Here is a 19,570-nt window from a genome sequence, read left to right as displayed (position 1 = left end):
GCATATAAACGGCGGATAGGCAGATCCGGACGAACAGAGGGTGCTGCATGACGGTGCGTCGGGTGATGGGCATCGAGACCGAGTACGGCATCTCCGTACCAGGTCAGCCGGGCGCCAACGCGATGGTGACCTCCTCGCAGGTGGTCAACGCCTATCTGGCGGCCTCGGCGGCCCGCGCGCGCAGGGCCCGCTGGGACTTCGAGGAGGAGAACCCCCTCCGCGACGCCCGCGGGTTCGACCTCGCCAGAGAGGTCGCCGACCCCAGCCAGCTCACCGACGAGGACCTCGGACTGGCCAACGTCATCCTCACCAACGGCGCCCGCCTCTACGTCGACCACGCCCACCCCGAGTACTCCACGCCCGAGTGCACCAACCCCCGCGCCGCCGTCCTCTGGGACAAGGCGGGCGAGCGGGTCATGTACGACGCGGCGCAGCGCGCCTCCGCCATCCCGTCCAACGCGCCCATCCAGCTCTACAAGAACAACACCGACGCCAAGGGCGCCTCGTACGGCTGCCACGAGAACTACCTCATGCGGCGCTCCACCCCCTTCGCCGACATCGTCCGCCACCTCACCCCGTTCTTCGTCAGCCGTCAGGTGGTCGTCGGAGCCGGGAAGGTCGGCATCGGCCAGGACTCCCGCGGCGAGGGCTTCCAGATCAGCCAGCGCGCCGACTTCTTCGAGGTCGAGGTCGGGCTGGAGACCACGCTCAAACGCCCCATCATCAACACCCGCGACGAGCCCCACGCCGACCCGGAGAAGTACCGGCGGCTGCACGTGATCATCGGCGACGCCAACATGTCCGAGATCTCGACGTACCTGAAGCTCGGCACCACCGCGCTCGTCCTCGCCATGATCGAGGACGGCTTCATCACCCGCGACCTGGCCGTCGACAACCCGGTCCAGGCGCTGCGCGCCGTCTCCCACGACCCGACCTGCCGCTACGAGATCTCCATGCGCGACGGTCGCCGGCTCACCGCGGTCCAGCTGCAGATGGAGTACCTCGACCAGGCCCGCAAGTACGTCGAGGAGCGCGGCACCGCCCAGGACGAGATGAACAAGGACATCCTGGACCGCTGGGAGTCCGTCCTCACCCGCCTGGCCGAGGACCCCATGCAGCTGTCCCGCGAGCTCGACTGGGTCGCCAAGCTGGAGCTGCTGGAGGGCTACCGCACCCGCGACAACCTGCCCTGGTCCCACTCCAGGCTCCAGCTCGTCGACCTCCAGTACTCCGACATCCGCCCCGACCGCGGCCTCTACAACCGCCTCGTCGCGCGCGGGCGCATCCAGCGCCTCGTCACCGAGGACGAGGTCCAGCGCGCCGTGGAGAACCCGCCGACCGACACCCGGGCCTACTTCCGCGGACGCTGCCTGCGCCAGTACAGCGAGTCGGTCGCCGCGGCCTCCTGGGACTCCGTCATCTTTGACATCCCCGGCCGCGAGTCCCTGCAGCGCGTCCCCACCCTGGAGCCGTTGCGCGGCACCAAGGCGCACGTGGGCGAGCTGTTCGACCGCTGCCGCACCGCGGCCGACCTGGTCGCCGCCCTCACCGGCGGCGACTGACCCTCCCACCGGCACTTCCACGGCGTCCCGACCCTCGTCCGGGACGCCGTTCTCTGATCTACGATGTAAAGGCGACGGCCGCTCAGATCAGCAGGCCCACACCCAGCGACAGCGCGCCCACGGCCAGACAGGCGCCCCCCGCGACGGTCAGCCCGATCAGGCGGCTCGGCTTCGTGTCGCCCGGCCTGATCACCGACAGGAAGAAGCCCAGGGGCATCAGGATGGGCGCGGCCACGATCAGCACCCGCACGAGCCACTTCAGGCCCTCCGGCAGGCCGGTCTGGTCCACGTAGAGCATGGCCACCAGGCTGAACAGCACCAGCACGCCGGCGTGGGCGTGCCCGGCCCGCCACAGGCCGCGCCGCACGGGGTTGTCGACGTAGCCCGGCACGCCGCGCATGAGGAACTTCAGCAGGGTGACGCCGCCGAAGGCGATCGTCGGCACGGTGATGAGCAGCACACCGGCCATGGTCAGGGACGCGGGGGACACGGGAAACCTCCTGGCAGAGCGTCTGGGGCCTATTGGATAGTACAGCTATCCAGACAAACCGGCAAGATCGCCGGTCCTTCGGCGCGAAATGTCGCCCGGTTCGGGGAAGATATGCCTCAAGAGGCAGTCCCCCGAGTGGAGGTACGACATGGCGAACAGGGACTCCGGAGGTCAGAAGCAGGCCGGCCGGCGTGAGGGCGAGGTCGAGGAGACCGAGGCGTCGGCGGCGCCCGACGTCCAGGAGCGCCAGGAGAAGCTGACGGACGACGTCGACGCCATCCTGGACGAAATCGACGAAGTTCTCGAAGAGAACGCAGAGGAGTTCGTGCGCAGCTACGTCCAAAAGGGCGGACAGTAGGGCAAAACGGACAGGCAAAATAGGACAAGAGCATGGAAAGCGATGAGGGCTTGAAGCGGTGCCCGGACTGCGGGGAGGCCAAGACGCTCTCCGAGTTCGGGCTCAACAGGCGCATGGCCGATGGCCGTGCGCGCTACTGCAAGCCCTGCTTCCAGGTCCGCTCCACCCGGAGCTACCGCAAGCGCAAGGCCGAACAGGGCAAGGTCGTGCGTGAGCGGGTGGAGCCGCCCCCCGGCCACAAGTACTGTCCGAGGTGCGAAGAGATCAAGGCACATGCCGAGTTCGGCAGTAACCGATCCAGCAAGGACGGGCTGACCGCGTACTGCAAGCCGTGCCATGCCCGGGTGATGCTCGACAACAAGATCAGAAACCACGGCAGCGAGCGGAATTATCTGCTGAAGTACCGCTACGGCATCACCGAGGATGACTTCGACCGCATGCTGGCGGAACAGGGCGGTCTGTGCGCCATCTGCCGTGCCGTACCGGGCACGTTCGTCGACCACTGCCACAGCAGCGGGCGGGTGCGCGGCGTGTTGTGCTTCAACTGCAACAACGGACTGGGGCACTTCGGCGACAACACCGTGCTGCTGGAGCTGGCCGCCTTCTATCTCGATGGATGGGGGTTTCGGCCCGAGTTCGTGGTGCCGCCGCAGGCGCGGCCGGGCGGGGTGGTGGCTCGGACGAGGTCGTACCACCTGTCGCAGCGTTACGGGATGCGGCACGAGGACGTCGAGCGGATGATCGCCGACCAGTTCGGGCTGTGCGTGGTGTGCTGGGACCGCCCGCCGGAGCATGTCGATCATTGTCACCGTACGGGCGATGTCCGCTTCGCGCTCTGCCTGCCGTGCAATACGGGGATCGGGCAGTTCCGGGACGACGCCGGGGTGGTGCGGCGGGCTCTGGCTTACGTGGAGGCGGCCACGCCCGAGGAGGCTGAGTGCTACGCCGAGGTGGAGCTGTCCCCTGAGGAGTTCGCGCGGCTGGAGCAGGTGGATGAGGATGCCTGGTCGGAGTTCTATTCCAGGGTGGTGAGGGTGTAGGGGGCCTGTTCGCCGTCGGGCGGGGCGTACTCGACGCCGACGCCGAGCAGGCGGACGGGGCGGGTGAGGTCGAACCGGCCGAGCACGGCGAGGGCGACGCGGGTCAGCTCGGCGGGGTCCGTGGTGGGTGCCGCGAGTTTCGTCTGGCGTGTGCGGGTGAGGAACGGGGCGAACCGCACCTTGACGGAGACGCGGACGGCGGCGCGGTTCTCGGCTGCCGCGTCCGAGGCGACCTGTCCGGCGAGGGTGGCGACGTGGGCGGCGATGTCGGACGCGTCGGTGAGGTCGTGGGGGAAGGTGGTCTCGCGGCTGTGACCGCGCGGCACCCACGGGGTGGTGACGATCTCCGACTCGCCGTGGCCGAGGGCGAGGTAGCGGTACCAGGGGCCGTTGGTGGGCCCGAAGCGGCGGGCCAGCTCGGCGGGGTCGGCGGCGGCGAGCTGGGCGACCGTGTGCAGGCCCAGGTCCGCGAGCTTCCCGGCGGTCCGGGCCCCGATGCCCCAGAGGGCGTCCGTGGGCCGGTCGTCCATGACCTCCCGCCAGGTGTCGGTGGTGAGCCGGAAGATCCCGGCGGGCTTGGCGAAGGCGGAGGCCAGCTTGGCCTGGTGCTTGTTGTCGCCGATGCCGACCGAGCAGGTCAGCTCCGTGGCGGTGAGGACGGCCCGCTGGAGCTCGGCGGCCAGGGCCTCGGGGTCGTCGGTCCGGGTGCCGGCGAACGCCTCGTCCCATCCCCAGACCTCCAGGCGGATGGGGAGGCCGCGCAGCGTGGCCATGACCCGCTCGGAGGCGGCCTCGTAGGCGGGCCGGTCGGCGGGCAGGAAGACGGCGTCGGGGCAGCGTCTGAGCGCGGTGCGCAGCGGCATGCCCGAGTGGACGCCGTACGCGCGGGCCTCGTAGGTGGCGGTGGCGGCCACGGTGCGCGGCTGCGTGGGGTCGCCCGAGCCGCCCACGACGACGGGCCGGCCGCGCAGCTCGGGGTGGCGCAGCAGCTCCACGGCGGCGATGAACTGGTCGAGGTCCACGTGCAGGATCCAGTCCCGGCCGGATCCGGTGGATCCCGTCGAGTCGGTGGGCACGGTGGACATGCTGCAAGTATGTCCCGCTCAGAGCGCTGACGCCCGTTTCGGGTCCGGCGGCGGCCGCCGCATCGGGGAGGAGGGGCCGGTGCTCTGGCGAGTGTAAAGAAACGATCTGGTGACCGGTTCGCCGTGAGCTGATCGTGGGAAGTGCAGACAGCAACACAACATGAGTAGGGTCGCTCTAGGAACACTGACCTTTGGGAGGGAGTCGCGTGGCATCGCACAGGGATCTGCCCGCCGGCTTGGTGAACCACCTTTTCCACAACACCGGGAGTTCCTCGTTCACGGAGTTCGTCGCGGGGTACGCGCCTGAAATCCTGCCGCAGCGTGACAAGGTCCTCGCCACCCCGATCGGTGACCAGGTTCCCCACGCGACCACGATCGTCGCCGCGACCTTCGCGGGCGGCGTGGTGATGGCGGGTGACCGCCGGGCGACCTCCGGCAACATCATTTCCCAGCGTGACGTGGAGAAGGTTTTCCGGGCCGACGACTACTCCTGCATGGGCATCGCGGGCACGGCCAGCACCGGCATCGAGATGGCCCGCCTCTACCGCGTGGAGCTGGAGCACTACGAGAAGATGGAGGGCCGCACCCTTTCGGTGGCGGGCAAGGCCAACCGCCTGGCCACGATGATCCGCGGCAACCTCGGCATGGCGATGCAGGGGCTGGTGGTGGTGCCGCTGTTCGCGGCCTACGATCCCGACCGCGACGAGGGGCGGATCTTCAGTTACGACGTGGCGGGCGGCCCGTACGAGCGTGAGCGGTTCGACGCGATCGGGTCGGGTTCGATCTTCGCGCGAGGTTCGCTGAAGAAGCTCTACCGCGACGGGGCCTCGGCCGACGACATGGTGATGACGCTGATCCAGGCGCTGTACGACGCGGCCGACGACGACTCGGCGACCGGCGGGCCGGACGTGACGCGCAAGATCTGGCCGATCGTGTCGGTGATCGACGCCGACGGCTTCCGCCGGCTGACGGATGAGCAGGTGTCGGGCTACGTCGAGCAGATGCTCGAGGCCCGGCTGATCTCTCCTGACGGCCCCATCGCCCCGCTGCGCTAGAAAGGACCATCACGGTGTCCATGCCTTTCGGATATGCGTCCCCTGAGCAGATCATGCGGGACAAGGCGGATTACGCGCGCAAGGGCATCGCGCGGGGCCGCAGCGTCGTCGTGCTGCAGTACGAGGACGGCATCCTGTTCGTGGCGCCCAACCCGTCGCGGGCGCTGCACAAGATCAGCGAGATCTACGACCGCATCGGCTTCGCGGCGGTGGGCCGTTACAACGAGTTCGAGGAGCTGCGGCTCGGCGGCATCCGTTACGCCGACATCAACGGCTACACCTACGACCGCTCCGACGTGACCGGCCGCGGCCTGGCCAACCTGTACGCCTCCAACCTGGGCCGCATCTTCACCGAGTCGATCAAGTCGCTCGAGGTGGAGGTCGTGGTGGCCGAGGTGGGCGACGCCGCCGACGGTGACGCGATCTACCGGCTGACGTTCGACGGCTCGGTGTTCGACGAGCACGGCTTCGCGGCGATGGGCGGGCAGGCGGAGGCGGTGTCGACGCGGCTGAAGGAGCGTTACCGCGAGGGCATGCCGCTGGCCGACGCGTTGGAGGTCGCGATGGCGGCGCTGACCGAGCCGGGGGGCGAGCGGCCGCCGATGGCGCAGCTCGAGGTGGCGGTGCTGGACCGCAACCGGGAGCACCGCAAGTTCCTCCGGCTGACGGCCGCCCGCCTGGAGCGGCTGCTGTCGCAGGCGTCCCCTGACACCACCGGCCCCGCCGGGGAGCCTTCCGGGGAGCCCGCCGAGGAGACCGGCCCCGCCGCCCCGGCCACCGGCCAGACGCCCCCGTCCGGCGGCACCCCGCCGCCCACGGGTCCGGACGGCGACATCGACGACGGCTCCTCGCCCCTGTAGCGACCCCGGCGACATTCCCCACCCGCGCCGACGACCTCCACGCGCCGTGGAGGCCGTCGGCGTCGCTCACCTCCCAGCCGCCCGCCTCCCCGCCGCTCGGCATCCGACGGCCCCCTGAACCCCCAGCGCCCGCGTGCGTGGGCGGGCAAACTGGCGGGCGGATGGGCAGAGCCGCCGGATGCGCAGAGCGGGCGGATGGGCAGAGCATCCGGGCTTCTGTGCGGGCACGTGCGGCGGGGGCCGGTGGGCGTCGGTAAAGGGACGGCCCGGTGCCATCCCCGTGGCCGCCGGGTTCGGTCAAATGTCGGGCGGGCCGGGTGTCGGCGGCGGGGCGGCCGGGCTGCCGGGTGCTGCCATGACCCCATGATCAAACTGAGTGCCGTCGTGGCCTCCGCCACCTTCGTCCTCCTGGGAGCGCAGGCCGTCCCCGCGCTCGCGTCCGCCGGGCCCAAGCCGGAGTCTCCCTCCCTCGCCCGCCCCGCCACCCAGCACGCCTCCCGGCCCGCCGGGCACGTGTCCCACGGGGCCGCCGCCCGCACGCCACGTCCCGCCTCCCCGGGGCCGTCCTCCCGCGCCTCCTCACGTCCGTCCCCCCACGCCCTGGGATCGCCCGGCGTCTCCTCGCGTACGGCTCCTCACGTCTCGGGGTCGCTCGGCGTCTCCTCGCGTACGGCTTCTCACGTCTCGAGGTCGTCCGGCGTCTCCTCGCGTACGGCCGGCACGTGGCCGGGGGAGCCGGCGCAGCTCACCGTCGTCGGACGCGGAACCGTCCAGGCGCCGCCCGACGTCATGCGGCTCAGCGTCGGCGTCGAGGTGCGCCGTGACCGGGCCGCCGCCGCGTTCAGCGCCGCCAAGGCCACGCGGGCCCGGCTCGCCGCCGCCGTCCAGGGCGCCGGGATCTCCATGAACGACCTGCGTACCGAGAACCTCACCCTCGGCGCCGAGTACAAGGACGGCGCCCAGGTGGTCGGCTACCGGGCCTCCCAGGGCGTGGAGGTGCTGCTGCGTGACCTGTCGCGGGCCGACGCCGTCATCGACGCCGTCGCGGCCGTCGGCGACGAGGTCCAGATCAACGGCGTCACGTTCGAGATCTCCAAGGGTGAGACGCTCGTGCAGCAGGCGCGGGCGGCGGCCTACCGGGACGCGCTGGCCAAGGCGCGGCAGCTCGCGGCGCTGGCCGGCCGGCACGTGGGCCGGGTCGTGCGGATGGACGAGCAGGCCGAGGCGCCGACACGGCAGTACGCGATGGCCGACGGTGCGTTCGTCAGCCCCGGCGAGTCGTCGGTGTCCGTGATCGTCAACGTGGTGTACGAGCTGATCTGACCCGGCCGGTGAACGCCCCCGCCGGAGAATGTGACCTATGTCACCATTGATGGGTCGAACTCCGGCGGGAGGCGCAGGATCTCATCTGTCCGTGAAGACTTCCCTGCGTACGCTTCTCGCGGGCGGCGCCACCGCGGCCCTGGTCCTGACCTCCGGCGCGGTCGCCGGGGCGTCCACTTCCACGGGCGCTACCACGGGTGCCTCCACAGGCGCCTCCACGGGCACTTTCACGGGTGCCCTCACCGGCGTCTCCACAGCCCCCTCCGAGACCGTCGCGGCTCGGCGGCCGATTCCGGACTTCAAGGCCCCGAAGATCTTCGGGACGACCTTCCAGGCGGACCCGAAGCACGACTTCACCAAGGGCATCCGCTCGCGGCACGACGGCATCCTGCGCGGATGGATCACCGTGGTCCGTGGCAGTGTCGCCGAGTACGAGCCGATCAGGTGGAAGAAGGGCACCCGGACCGAGGGCTTCTTCGTCGGCCCGCCCGAGGGTGACGTGACGGCCTACGCCTCGCCCGTCGCCAAGGACGTCGTGTACCTGTCGGCGTTCGGCTGCAAGGCCACCATGTCGCAGATGACGGTCAGCCGCTCCACCGGGCTCGGCGACAAGCGCTGCTCCCGCTCGGTGCTGCTCAAGCGGCACAAGAAGAACGGCCAGGCGTCCCTGATCACCGTCTACAAGGGTCAGATCGTCAAGGTCCAGGAGATCTACACCCCCTGACCTCCTCGCGGGCCGTCGTCCAGGACAGCCGTGACGCGCCGCCCCTCCCACCCGGGAGGAGGCGGCGTTCCCGTGTCCGGGCGGCCCCTGGAACGGCGGCGGGCCCACGGGGGGCCGCGTGCGGATGCCCGGGAAGGACAGCCGGACGCGAGAGGGGCCGCGACGCGTGACGACGGGGACGTGGGGCCAGGGGGTGGGACGAAGCGGGTGGGCGGGGGGCCGGAAGGGCGTGGGGCGGCAAAACACGCCGAAGATCCCTCCCGCGAGCCGATCCGTGGGCATAGTGTGAGGTGATGGATCGTCGCATCTTCGGGCTGGAGAACGAGTACGGCGTGACCTGCACGTTCCGGGGACAGCGCAGGCTGTCGCCCGACGAGGTCGCGCGCTACCTGTTCCGGCGGGTCGTGTCCTGGGGCCGATCGAGCAACGTCTTCCTCCGCAACGGCGCACGCCTGTACCTCGACGTGGGCAGCCATCCTGAGTACGCAACACCCGAGTGTGACAACGTCATCGAGCTCGTCACCCACGACAAGGCCGGGGAGCGGATCCTCGAGGGCCTCCTCGTCGACGCCGAGAAGCGGCTGCGCGAAGAGGGTATCGCGGGCGACATCTACCTGTTCAAGAACAACACCGACTCCGCCGGCAACTCGTACGGCTGCCACGAGAACTACCTCGTCGGCCGGCACGGCGAGTTCGGCCGGCTGGCCGACGTGCTCATCCCGTTCCTCGTGACGCGGCAGATCATCTGCGGCGCCGGCAAGGTGCTGCAGACGCCGCGCGGCGCGGTCTACTGCGTGTCGCAGCGGGCCGAGCACATCTGGGAGGGCGTCTCCAGCGCCACCACCCGCAGCAGGCCGATCATCAACACGCGCGACGAGCCGCACGCCGACGCCGAGCGGTTCCGCCGCCTGCACGTCATCGTCGGCGACTCGAACATGAGCGAGACGACCATGCTGCTCAAGGTCGGCGCCACCGACCTGGTGCTGCGCATGATCGAGGCCGGCACCGTGATGCGCGACCTGTCGCTGGAGAACCCGATCAGGGCCATCCGCGAGGTCTCGCACGACATGACCGGCCGCCGCAGGGTCCGCCTGGCCAACGGCCGCGAGGCGTCGAGCCTGGAGATCCAGCAGGAGTACCTGTCGAAGGCGAAGGACTTCGTCGAGCGGCGCGGCGGCGACGCGGTCGCCCGGCGGGTGCTGGAGCTGTGGGAGCGCACGCTGACCGCGGTCGAGACGGGCAACCTCGACCTGGTGGCCCGCGAGATCGACTGGGTGACGAAATACCAGCTCATCGAGCGCTACCGCAAGAAGTACGACCTGCCGCTGTCCTCGCCGAGGGTGGCGCAGCTCGACCTGGCCTACCACGACGTGCACCGCAAGCGCGGCCTGTACTACCTGCTGCAGAAGCGCGGCTCGGTGGAGCGGGTGGCGTCCGACCTCAAGATCTTCGAGGCCAAGTCGGTGCCGCCGCAGACGACCAGGGCGCGGCTGCGCGGCGAGTTCATCCGCAAGGCGCAGGAGAAGCGGCGCGACTTCACGGTCGACTGGGTCCACCTGAAGCTGAACGACCAGGCGCAGCGCACCGTGCTGTGCAAGGACCCGTTCCGCAGCGTGGACGAGCGGGTGGACAAGCTCATCGCCGGGATGTAGCCGCTTTACCCGCCGGTTTACCTCGGCCCTACCCGACGGTCGGATAGGGTGACGCGAATCTGCTGTCGCCACCGAGGGAACTCCATGCGCCGCGCCCTGGCCGTCCTGGCCGCCGTGCCTTTGATCTTCTTCGCCGCCGCGTGCGGCTCCGACGCCCCGAGCACCGCTTCCAGCTCCGACGGGGCCGGAAGCGGCTCGGCGGGCGTGAAGGTCACCGGGAACGTGGGCGTCAAGCCCACCGTGACGATCTCGGGCACGCCCGCCACCAAGTCGTCGTACGAGGTGATCGCCCCGGGCACCGGCCCGGCGGTCAAGACGGGCGGCCAGGTCATCGTCAACCTGACCGTCTACAACTGGGACGGCAAGCAGAACGCCTTCCAGGGCTCCTCCTACGACACCAAGCAGCCGGAGACCATCCCGGTCACCGACCAGCTCCCGCAGGTGCTGCGCGACGGCTTCTCGAAGGTCAAGCACGGCGGCCGGCTGCTGGCCGTGATGGCGGCCGACTCCGCCCAGCAGCAGGCGCAGCAGACGCAGGCCGCCCAGCCGACCAAGGTGTTCGTCATCGACGTCGTCGGCGCGCCGCCCGAGCCGCTGAAGGCCGCCGCCGGCAAGGAGACCGGCGACAGCATCAAGGGCGTCAAGGTCGTCAGCCCCGGCGGTGACAAGGCCCCGACGCTGACCACCAAGACCGGTGAGAAGCCGTCGAAGGAGCTCGTCGTCAAGACGCTGATCCAGGGCACCGGCCAGAAGGTGCAGGCGGCCAACACCCTGACCGTCCACTACACCGGCAAGATCTGGGGCACCGACAAGGAGTTCGACTCCAGCTGGGCCAAGGGGCAGCCGGCGTCGTTCCCGCTGTCCGGGGTCATCCAGGGCTGGCAGAAGGGCCTCGTGGGCGTGCCGGTCGGCAGCCGCGTGGTGATGAGCATCCCGCCGGACCTGGGCTACGGCGCGCAGGAGCAGCAGGGCATCCCGGCCAACAGCACGCTCGTGTTCGTGGTGGACGTCCTGTCGGCCTACTGACGTAGGTGAGCGGGCCGCGCCGGCGTCCGGGGAGGGCGCCGGCGCGGCCTAGACTCCGGCTGTGCGCGAAGACCACCTTGAGGCCCTGTCCCTGCTGCACGACCCCGTGCGGCGCAGCCTGTACGAGGCCGTGGCGGGCGGCGGCGGCGAGGTGGGCCGGGCCGAGGCGGCGGAGGCCGCCGGGGTGTCGAGGACCCTCGCCGGCCACCACCTCGACAAGCTGGTCGAGGCCGGTCTGCTGGAGAGCGGGTTCAGGCAGCAGGAGCGGCGCGGCCCGGGCAGCGGGCGCCCGGCGAAGGTGTACCGGCGGGCCTCGGGGGAGCGGTCGGTGAGCCTGCCGCCGCGCGACTACGGCGTGCTGGCCTCCGTGCTGGCGGGCGTGGTGGACGCGCTGGGCGCCGAGGAGCGGGCGGAGGAGGCGGCCAGGGCGGCGGGCGCCCGGATGGCCCGTGGCCACCGGGGCGAGCCCCTGGAGGCGGTGCTGCGCGATCGGGGCTACGAGCCGTACACCGAAGCGGGCAGGCTGCGCCTGCGCAACTGCCCCTTCCACGCGCTGTCACAGGAACAGCCTCTGCTGGTGTGCTCGATGAACCTCGCGCTGTGCCAGGGCCTCCTGGAGGGCCTGGGCGACCGCCCGGAGCGGGCCGAGCTGGATCCCCGGCCGGGGGAGTGCTGTGTCTCCCTCGCCGATCCGCCTCGGCCTTCTAAAACAAATGAAGATTGACATAGAAGCGCGAGGCGTGGTGTGCTGAGCCCCATGCACCTAGCCCAGCTCAACGTCGCCCATGCGCGCGCGCCCATCGACGGGCCCGAGCTCGCCTCCTTCGTCGAGCTCCTGGAGCCGATCAACAACCTCGCCGACAGCGCCCCCGGCTTCGTGTGGCGGATGAAGGAGAGCGAGGAGGACCCGACGGCCACGATCACGCACGACTACGGCGACCACCTGCTCGTCACCTTCTCGCTGTGGGAGTCCCTCGACGCGCTGTGGTCGTTCGTCTACCGCAGCGCCCATCTGGGCGTGCTGCGCCGGCGCAGGGAGTGGTTCCTGCGCATCGCCGAGCCGTACGTGGTGCTGTGGTGGGTGCCCGAGGGGTACATCCCGACCCTGGCCGAGGGGATGGAGCGCCTGGAACGCCTCAAGGCCCACGGGCCCGGCCCTGAGGCGTTCACCTTCCAGGAGCCCTACGACAGCAGCGAGGCCGCGAGTCTGCCCGCCGCCGCCGAGGCCAGGAAGTAGGCCAGGTCCTCCTCCAGGCCCCGCCCCATCGTCGACAGGCGCACCGGCGAGTCGCGCAGCGCCTCGTGCAGGCCGTCCACCGGCACGGCCACCAGCTCATGCCGTACGGCCAGCAGCTCGGCCTGGTCGCGGACGCGCTCGCCGAACTCGCCCGGCAGCAGCGGCACCGGCACGCGGGCGCGCGCCAGCGCCACGCGGCCGTAGGCGGTCAGCGAGTGGTGGGACACGCCGAGGTGGCGCTCGCGGCGGTCCCCCTCGCTGACCCGCAGCGCCGCCACCGGCCGGCCGAGCAGCACGGCGGCGGCGTTGACCGCCTCGCCCGCCGACACGCCGGAGAAGCCCCACCGCGTGCCCGTGCCGAGGTTGCCGGGACCCTGGGCCACGATCGCGACGTCGGCCTCCAGCACGTGCCGGGCCGCCAGCAGCCCGGTGTGCGTGGTCACCGCTTCCACGTCGCCGCCGAACGCCTGCCCGACCGTCACCACCCCGGCCAGCCAGCCGATCTCCCGCAGCGTCGCGCACGCCATCGAGAACCACGCGGGCAGCGCCCCGCCGTCCTGCATCACGTACGCCACCCGCACGCCGCCGCCCGCGCCCCCGGGCACCGCCTCGTACAGGCCGCACAGGATCGGCGTCAGCGCCGAGTGCAGGTCGGCCACCACCACGGGCATCCCGTCGACCGAGTCCGCCTCGCGCAGGACCTCGTGATGAGGGGAGTCCTGCTCGTCCGCGCCGAGCACCGTCGCCTGCATCGGGGTGTAGCGCGCCTTCACCAGGTGCCCCGGCCCTTGGGGATCTTCCGGTAAACGGTTCGGGACGGCCACCACCATGGCGTAACCTCCCGTACCGAGACCCATCGCGAGTGCCGTCGTGTTGAGCAGCACCTCGTCGCCGGGTTCCGGGCGGCCCACCAGAGCCGGATAGGCCAGCGCCCGGCACCGCCCCTCGGGTACGGCGACGTCCAGCTCCACCGCTCCCGGCCACTCGCGGCGGATCCGCACGACCTCGCCCTTGCGCCATCTGATCACGGGGGCAGGGTAGCGTCGATGAAGGAGGAGTGAGGCAGATGTCGCGCCGTAAGACCGAGCGGTTGCTGAATCTGGTGATCTGCCTGCTCGCCACCAGCCGTCCCCTGTCGGCCGAGCAGATCCGCCACGCGGTGCCCGGCTACGACCGCGACGGCGACGAGGCGTTCCAGCGGATGTTCGAGCGCGACAAGAACGAGCTGCGCGAGATCGGCATCCCCATCGACGTGGTGCGCGACCCTTGGGAGGACGAGCCCGGCTACCGCATCCGGCGCGAGTCGTACGAGCTGCCCGAGATCACCCTGGAGCCCGACGAGGCGGCCGTGCTGGGCCTGGCCGCCCAGGTGTGGCAGCGCGCGAGCCTGGCCGAGGCCGCCTCGGGCGCCCTGCTGAAGCTGCGCGCCGGCGGGGTGGCCACCGACGAGACCGTCGGCGGCCTGGGCCAGACGGGAGTGCTGGAGCTGCGCGTCGACACCCGCGACCCGGCGTTCCCGCCGCTGTGGGAGGCCGTGCGCGACCGGCGGGCGGTGCGCTTCGACTACCGCGGCGCCGGCAGCGAGAGCGTCCGGGCCCGCACCGTGGAGCCGTGGGGCGTGGTCAGCCGTCGCGGGCGCTGGTACCTCGCCGGGTTCGACCGCGACCGGCAGGCGCCGCGCGCCTTCCGGCTCAGCCGCATCACCGGCCAGGTCGCCACCGTGGGCCGGCCCGGCGCCGTCCAGGTGCCCGAGGGCGTGGACCTGCGCGCCATGGTGGACTTCCCGGAGGAGTCCACGATGGAGGAGCGCGTGGCGGTCGTGCTCGTGCGCCGGGGCACCTGCCAGGGGCTGCGCCAGCTCGCCCGCGCCGTCCGCCCCGCACGGGAGGAGCCGGCGGAGTGGGACGAGGCGGAGCTGGCCTTCTCCGACCCCGAGCGGCTGGCCGGGTGGATGGCCAGCCTGGGCTCCGACGTGGAGGTCGTCGAGCCGCCGGACGCCCGTGAGGCCGTCATCAGCAGACTGAAGGGAGCCCTCGCATGACCGGCATGACCGGATCCGCGCCCGGCGAGGGGGCGGTGTGAGCGGCTCCGCCGACCGGCTGCCGAGGCTGCTCGCCCTCGTGCCGTACCTGATGTCCCACCCGGGCGCCCAGGTGGGCGAGGTCGCCGAGGTGTTCGGGCTGAGCGAGAAGCAGCTCATCGACGACCTGCAGCTCGTGTGGATGTGCGGGCTGCCCGGCCACACCCCGGGCGACCTCATCGACGTGTCCTGGGACGGCGGCGAGATCCTCATCGACAACGCCGACACCATCGCCCGGCCGCTGCGGCTCGGCATCGACGAGGCCAGCGCGCTGCTCGTGGCGCTGCGCATGCTGGCCGCGATGCCGGAGCTGGCCGAGGTCCCCGGCGACGCGCTGCCGCGCGTGGTGGCCAAGCTGGAGCGGGCCGCGGGCGAGGGCGCGTCCTCGGTGAGCAGCCAGGTCGCCGTGGACGTGGACGCCGCCCCCGACGCGCTGCCCCGGGTCCGCGAGGCGCTGACCGGCCGTCGGCGGCTGTCGCTGCGCTACTACGTGCCCGGCCGCGACGAGGTGACGCCGCGCGAGGTCGACCCGATGCGGCTGGTCGTGGCCGACGGCCGCACCTACCTGGAGGGCTGGTGCTACCGGGCCGAGGCCATGCGGCTGTTCCGGCTCGACCGGATGCTCGGCGTGGACGTGCTCGACGTGCCCGCCGACCCGCCCGCCGGGGCCGAGCCGATCGACGTGGCCCAGGGCGTCTTCCGGCCCTCGCCCACCGACGAGATGGTCGAGCTGGAGGTCACCGCCGCTGGACGCTGGGTGGCCGAGTACTACCCGTGCGAGCGGGCCGAGGAGCTCGGCGAGGGCCGTCTACGGGTGACGCTGCGGGCTCGGGACGAGGACTGGGTGGTGAAACTTGCGTTGCGGCTCGGTGACACGGGCAGGATCGTCTCGCCGCCGTCGATGGCCGCGCGGGTGCGTGAAGAGGCCGACGCGGCGCTGGCCCGGTACGCTCACCGGTCATGACGTGGATCGTGGTGGCGGCGGTGCTGGCCCTGGCCGGCCTGGGAATGCTCGCCTGGGCAGGTGTACGGGTGTCCGCCGCGGCGCGTAGTCTGAACAGAGAGGTGGCCGTGGCGCGGGCGGCGATCGAGTCCCACTCGGCCGGATTGCGGGGTCAGGGGGGATGAAGACCGGCCCCCGGGCGGCGTACCATCATGGCTGCAAACGCACTAACCGGTAAGGACGTTACATGTCTAACCTCGGAGTTCCTGAGCTTCTGATCATCGCGCTGGTGCTCGTCCTGCTGTTCGGTGCCAAGAAGCTGCCGGAGATGGCACGGGGCGTCGGCCGGTCGCTGCGCATCTTCAAGTCGGAGACGGCGAAGCTGCGCGACGACGACGAGGACGAGCAGCGGACCACGGTGCAGGCGCAGGCCCAGCCGCAGCCGCAGCCCGCCGCCCAGCAGATCCCGCCGGCGCCGGCGCTGTCGGCCGAGGAGCAGGCCCGCCAGCTGGAGGAGCAGGCCGCCAGGCTGCGTGCCGCGGCCAAGGCCGACAAGCAGGTCTGAGTCTGTTCCCTCCTCGTCCCCTCGTCACCTTGGACTGGTAGATGGCGCTGCTGAAACGGTCGAGCGGCAAGTCGAGCGGCAAAGGGCCGGAGCCCGACCCCGACGCCGACGCCCGCATGCCGTTGATGGACCACCTGCGGGAGCTGCGCAACCGGCTGCTCATCGCGACGGCCGCCGTGATCGTGGGGATCATCATCGGCTGGATCTTCTTCGATCCGGTGTGGGCGTTCATCAAGGCGCCGTTCTGTGCCACGCCGCAGGCGCACCAGCTCCGCGCGGGCTGCACGCTGACCTACGGCGGCATCTTCCAGTCGTTCTTCCTGACCCTGAAGGTCTCGGCGATGGTCGGCATCGTCGTGTCCTCACCGGTCTGGCTCTACCAGATCTGGGCGTTCGTGACGCCCGCCCTGTACCGCAACGAGAAGCGCTACTCGCTGGCCTTCCTGGGCCTGGCCATCCCGCTGTTCCTCGTCGGCGCGGTGCTGGCGTACTTCATCATGGACACCAGCCTCGGCATCCTGCTGGGGTTCGCGCCCAGCGACACGGTGGCCATCATCCAGATCGACGAGTACGTCAGCTACGTGCTCATCATGCTGGTGATCTTCGGCATCTCGTTCGAGCTGCCGCTGCTGCTGGTCTTCCTCAACATCATCGGCGTGCTGCCGCACGCGACCGTGAAGAAGCACCGCCGCACGGTGGTGTTCCTCATGTTCGTCTTCGGCGCGGTGATCACGCCGGGCGGGGACCCGCTGACGATGATGGCGCTCGCCGCCCCCATGGTCGTGCTGTACTTCCTGGCGGAGGCGTTCATGTACCTCCGCGAGAAGCGGGCGCCGTCCGGTGAGGACTTCTCCCACCTGTCCGACGACGAGGCGTCGCCGCTGCCGGAGGACACGGGCACAGTGGAAGAGGATTCCGGTTCGGGCAGATAGGCGATAGGTTCCGGGCGTGTCCCCTCGACTCGCCCTGCTCGTCAATCCCGCGGCCCGGGGCGGCCGCGCGCTGCGCCTGCTGGAGCCCGTGGTGCGCCGCCTGCGGATGGGCGGCGCGGAAGTCTCCGTGATCGCCGGGGCCGACGCCGCCGACGCCCTCGAACGGGCCTGCGCGTGCGTGGCCGAGCGGCCCGACGCGCTGGTGGCCTTCGGCGGCGACGGGCTGGTCCATCTGGCCGTCCAGGCCGTGGCGGGCACCGACGTCCCCCTCGGCATCATCCCGGCCGGCACGGGCAACGACATCGCCACCGGGCTGGGCGTGCCCGCGGACCCGATGGCGGCGGCCCGCACCGTGCTGCGCATGAGGACGCGGCCGGTCGACGCGGCCCGCGCCGTCACCGGCCCGGCCGGGAAGAGCCCGGTCGGGAAGGGCGCGGCGGAGGAGTTGTTCGCCGGCGTGCTGTGCTGCGGCTTCGACGCCCGGGTCAACGAGCGCGCCAACCGGCTGACGTGGCCCTCCGGCCGCGCCCGGTACGTGCGGGCGGTGCTGGCGGAGCTGCGCGCGTTCCGGCCGGTGCCGTTCCGCGTGACCCTCGACGGCGAGGAGGTCGTCGAGCGTGACGCGGTGCTGGTGGCGGTCGGCAACACGCACTCCTACGGCGGCGGCATGCGGGTCTGCCCGGGCGCGCGGCCCGACGACGGGCTGCTGGACGTGGTCGTGGTCGGGGCGGTGGGCGTGGCGGAGTTCCTGCGGGTCTTCCCGGGCGTCTACCGGGGCACGCATGTCGGCCATCCGTCCGTCACGGTCCGGCGGGCGCGGCACGTGCGGCTGGAGGCGCCGGACGTGCCGGCCTACGCCGACGGCGAACGGCTCGGGACCGGCCCGGTGACCTGCGAGGCGCTGCCGGGAGTGCTCCAGGTCATCGCCTGAGCCCCGGGTACGGGATCTACAACGTAAAGGCGTCGGCCGCGAAGCGCGGAGCGCACCGGGACGGACCGGAATGGTGGTTTCGATAGGCTGACGTCATGACGACGCCAGCGGAACGGTACGCGGCCTTCCGCGAGAGGTTCGGAGACGACGGGGCCGCTCTGAGATCGTTCCGGGGTCTCTACGACTTCGAGCTCGACCCCTTCCAGATCGACGCCTGCCGGGCCCTGGAGGCGGGCGACGGCGTTCTGGTGGCCGCCCCCACCGGCTCGGGCAAGACGGTCGTCGGCGAGTTCGCCGTCCACCTCGCCCTGGAGCAGGGGCAGAAGTGCTTCTACACCACCCCCATCAAGGCGCTGTCCAACCAGAAGTACAACGACCTGGTCAAGCGCTACGGCACCGCCAAGGTGGGCCTGCTGACCGGCGACAACAGCGTCAACGGCGAGGCCCCGATCGTGGTCATGACCACCGAGGTGCTGCGCAACATGCTCTACGCCGGGTCGGCGACGCTGGCCGGGCTGGGGTTCGTGGTGATGGACGAGGTCCACTACCTCGCCGACCGGTTCCGGGGCGCGGTGTGGGAGGAGGTCATCATCCACCTGCCCGAGTCGGTGCGGCTGGTCGCGCTGTCGGCGACGGTCAGCAACGCCGAGGAGTTCGGCGAGTGGATGGGCGAGGTGCGCGGCGAGACCACGGTCATCGTCGACGAGCACCGGCCGGTGCCGCTGTGGCAGCACATGATGGTCGGCAACCGCATCTACGACATGTTCATGACCGACGACGACGTGCCCCGCATCAACCCGACGCTCATGCGGGTCACCCGCGACGCCGAGCGGCTCGGCGCGGGCCGCGGCAGGCGCGGCTACGGCCGGCCGCAGCGCTCGCGGCCGCCGGACCGCGCCCAGGTGATCGAGAAGCTCGACGCCGAGGGGCTGCTGCCGGCGATCACGTTCATCTTCTCCCGGGCCGGCTGCGACGCGGCCGTCGCGCAGTGCCTGTACGCGGGGATCCGGCTCACCACCGAGCGGGAGCGGCACGAGATCCGCCAGCTCGTCGACGAGCGCACCGCGCACCTGCCCGACGAGGACCTGGCCGTGCTGGGCTACCTGGAATGGCGCGACTGCCTGGAGCGGGGGCTGGCCGCCCACCATGCGGGCATGCTGCCGGCCTTCAAGGAGGTCGTCGAGGAGCTGTTCACCCGTGGCCTGGTCAAGGCCGTGTTCGCCACCGAGACGCTGGCGCTGGGCATCAACATGCCGGCGCGCACCGTGGTGATCGAGAAGCTCGACAAGTGGAACGGCGAGACGCACGCCGATCTCACGCCCGGCGAGTACACCCAGCTCACCGGCCGGGCCGGACGGCGCGGCATCGACGTCGAGGGCCACGCCGTGGTGCTGTGGCAGCTCGGCATGGACCCGCTGTCGGTGGCCGGCCTGGCCGGCACCCGTACCTACCCGCTGCGCTCCAGCTTCCAGCCCTCGTACAACATGGCCGTCAACCTCGTCGGCCAGTTCGGCCGCGAGCGGGCCCGCACGCTGCTGGAGGAGTCGTTCGCGCAGTTCCAGGCGGACCGGGCGGTCGTCGGCCTGGCCAAGCAGCTGCGCAAGCACGAGGAGGCGCTGGGGTACGGCGCGATGGGGATCTCCCTGGCGTACGGGCCCTCGGACGAGAAGGAGGGGACGGCGACCATCCGCCGGGCCCATGAGCTCG

21 protein-coding genes are annotated in these 19,570 nt (G+C 71.3%); 18 read left to right on the top strand and 3 right to left on the bottom strand.

The features are described from left to right. Positions 1–47: 47 nt before the first annotated feature. The gene (gene dop, locus ABZS51_RS32900; RefSeq protein WP_310709047.1) at positions 48–1,562 is read left to right on the top strand and encodes a depupylase/deamidase Dop; all 1,515 of its coding nucleotides are present in this window, start codon (positions 48–50) and stop codon (positions 1,560–1,562) included. Positions 1,563–1,644: 82 nt separating this feature from the next. On the opposite strand, the gene ABZS51_RS32895 is transcribed toward dop, so the two are convergent. Beyond that, a complete protein-coding gene (locus ABZS51_RS32895) occupies positions 1,645–2,052 on the bottom strand; it encodes a hypothetical protein (protein WP_355449282.1) in 408 nt (135 codons plus the stop codon). A gap of 148 nt (positions 2,053–2,200) precedes the next feature. On the opposite strand from ABZS51_RS32895, the gene ABZS51_RS32890 reads away from it, so the two are divergent. Both ABZS51_RS32890 and ABZS51_RS32885 read left to right on the top strand, forming a co-directional pair. Further along, the gene (locus ABZS51_RS32890) at positions 2,201–2,410 is read left to right on the top strand and encodes a ubiquitin-like protein Pup (protein ID WP_355449279.1); all 210 of its coding nucleotides are present in this window, start codon (positions 2,201–2,203) and stop codon (positions 2,408–2,410) included. 32 nt (positions 2,411–2,442) lie between these two features. After that, complete coding sequence (locus ABZS51_RS32885) at positions 2,443–3,450, top strand: endonuclease domain-containing protein (protein ID WP_355449276.1); 1,008 nt, start codon at positions 2,443–2,445, stop codon at positions 3,448–3,450. On the opposite strand, the gene ABZS51_RS32880 is transcribed toward ABZS51_RS32885, so the two are convergent. Beyond that, complete coding sequence (locus ABZS51_RS32880) at positions 3,426–4,535, bottom strand: DNA polymerase IV (RefSeq protein WP_355449273.1); 1,110 nt, start codon at positions 4,533–4,535, stop codon at positions 3,426–3,428. The genes ABZS51_RS32885 and ABZS51_RS32880 overlap by 25 nt on opposite strands. Positions 4,536–4,741: 206 nt before the next feature. Between ABZS51_RS32880 and prcB the strand changes: the two genes are divergently transcribed. The 8 genes from prcB to ABZS51_RS32840 all read left to right on the top strand — a co-directional run bounded on the left by prcB (position 4,742) and on the right by ABZS51_RS32840 (position 12,412). After that, a complete protein-coding gene (gene prcB / locus ABZS51_RS32875) occupies positions 4,742–5,590 on the top strand; it encodes a proteasome subunit beta (protein ID WP_355449271.1) in 849 nt (282 codons plus the stop codon). Between the two features lie 20 nt (positions 5,591–5,610). Beyond that, positions 5,611–6,450 (top strand): proteasome subunit alpha, encoded by an 840-nt coding sequence (gene prcA, locus ABZS51_RS32870; protein ID WP_355449269.1) that lies wholly within the window; start codon positions 5,611–5,613, stop codon positions 6,448–6,450. Between the two features lie 363 nt (positions 6,451–6,813). After that, the gene (locus tag ABZS51_RS32865; protein ID WP_355449266.1) at positions 6,814–7,773 is read left to right on the top strand and encodes an SIMPL domain-containing protein; all 960 of its coding nucleotides are present in this window, start codon (positions 6,814–6,816) and stop codon (positions 7,771–7,773) included. A gap of 91 nt (positions 7,774–7,864) precedes the next feature. After that, positions 7,865–8,497, top strand: a complete 633-nt coding sequence (locus ABZS51_RS32860; protein WP_355449263.1) for a hypothetical protein — start codon at positions 7,865–7,867, stop codon at positions 8,495–8,497. Between the two features lie 293 nt (positions 8,498–8,790). Continuing rightward, positions 8,791–10,149 carry a Pup--protein ligase gene (gene pafA, locus ABZS51_RS32855; RefSeq protein WP_355449260.1) on the top strand — a complete coding sequence of 453 codons (1,359 nt, stop codon included), beginning with the start codon at positions 8,791–8,793 and terminating at the stop codon, positions 10,147–10,149. A gap of 84 nt (positions 10,150–10,233) precedes the next feature. Further along, entirely contained in the window at positions 10,234–11,175 is a 942-nt protein-coding gene (locus ABZS51_RS32850) for an FKBP-type peptidyl-prolyl cis-trans isomerase (protein ID WP_355449258.1), read from the top strand. Between the two features lie 61 nt (positions 11,176–11,236). Next, a complete protein-coding gene (locus ABZS51_RS32845; protein ID WP_355449255.1) occupies positions 11,237–11,899 on the top strand; it encodes a helix-turn-helix domain-containing protein in 663 nt (220 codons plus the stop codon). A gap of 33 nt (positions 11,900–11,932) precedes the next feature. Continuing rightward, positions 11,933–12,412, top strand: a complete 480-nt coding sequence (locus ABZS51_RS32840) for a DUF3291 domain-containing protein (RefSeq protein ID WP_355449251.1) — start codon at positions 11,933–11,935, stop codon at positions 12,410–12,412. Here ABZS51_RS32840 and ABZS51_RS32835 read toward each other — a convergent pair. Next, positions 12,358–13,440, bottom strand: a complete 1,083-nt coding sequence (locus ABZS51_RS32835; protein WP_310709059.1) for a DUF3866 family protein — start codon at positions 13,438–13,440, stop codon at positions 12,358–12,360. The two genes, ABZS51_RS32840 and ABZS51_RS32835, sit on opposite strands and share 55 nt — an antisense overlap. A 38-nt stretch (positions 13,441–13,478) precedes the next feature. On the opposite strand from ABZS51_RS32835, the gene ABZS51_RS32830 reads away from it, so the two are divergent. The 7 genes from ABZS51_RS32830 to ABZS51_RS32800 all read left to right on the top strand — a co-directional run. Continuing rightward, positions 13,479–14,453, top strand: coding sequence for a WYL domain-containing protein (locus ABZS51_RS32830; protein WP_310709060.1), 975 nt, complete (start codon positions 13,479–13,481; stop codon positions 14,451–14,453). 37 nt (positions 14,454–14,490) lie between these two features. Continuing rightward, the gene (locus ABZS51_RS32825) at positions 14,491–15,456 is read left to right on the top strand and encodes a WYL domain-containing protein (RefSeq protein WP_310709061.1); all 966 of its coding nucleotides are present in this window, start codon (positions 14,491–14,493) and stop codon (positions 15,454–15,456) included. Further along, complete coding sequence (locus ABZS51_RS32820) at positions 15,453–15,620, top strand: hypothetical protein (RefSeq protein ID WP_310709062.1); 168 nt, start codon at positions 15,453–15,455, stop codon at positions 15,618–15,620. The genes ABZS51_RS32825 and ABZS51_RS32820 overlap by 4 nt, the downstream gene beginning before the upstream one ends. Positions 15,621–15,682: 62 nt before the next feature. Further along, positions 15,683–16,000, top strand: a complete 318-nt coding sequence (gene tatA, locus ABZS51_RS32815; protein WP_355449247.1) for a Sec-independent protein translocase subunit TatA — start codon at positions 15,683–15,685, stop codon at positions 15,998–16,000. Positions 16,001–16,041: 41 nt separating this feature from the next. Then, complete coding sequence (tatC, locus tag ABZS51_RS32810; protein WP_310709064.1) at positions 16,042–16,932, top strand: twin-arginine translocase subunit TatC; 891 nt, start codon at positions 16,042–16,044, stop codon at positions 16,930–16,932. A 16-nt stretch (positions 16,933–16,948) separates the two neighbouring features. Then, positions 16,949–17,863, top strand: coding sequence for a YegS/Rv2252/BmrU family lipid kinase (locus ABZS51_RS32805; protein ID WP_355449244.1), 915 nt, complete (start codon positions 16,949–16,951; stop codon positions 17,861–17,863). 95 nt (positions 17,864–17,958) lie between these two features. Then, positions 17,959–19,570: DEAD/DEAH box helicase (locus tag ABZS51_RS32800; protein ID WP_355449241.1), on the top strand; the 1,612-nt coding region annotated here is incomplete at its 3' end.

Source organism: Nonomuraea sp. NPDC005501, assembly GCF_040605905.1.
Taxonomy (GTDB): Bacteria; Actinomycetota; Actinomycetes; order Streptosporangiales; family Streptosporangiaceae; genus Nonomuraea.
This window is presented reverse-complemented; position numbering and strand designations above follow the sequence as displayed.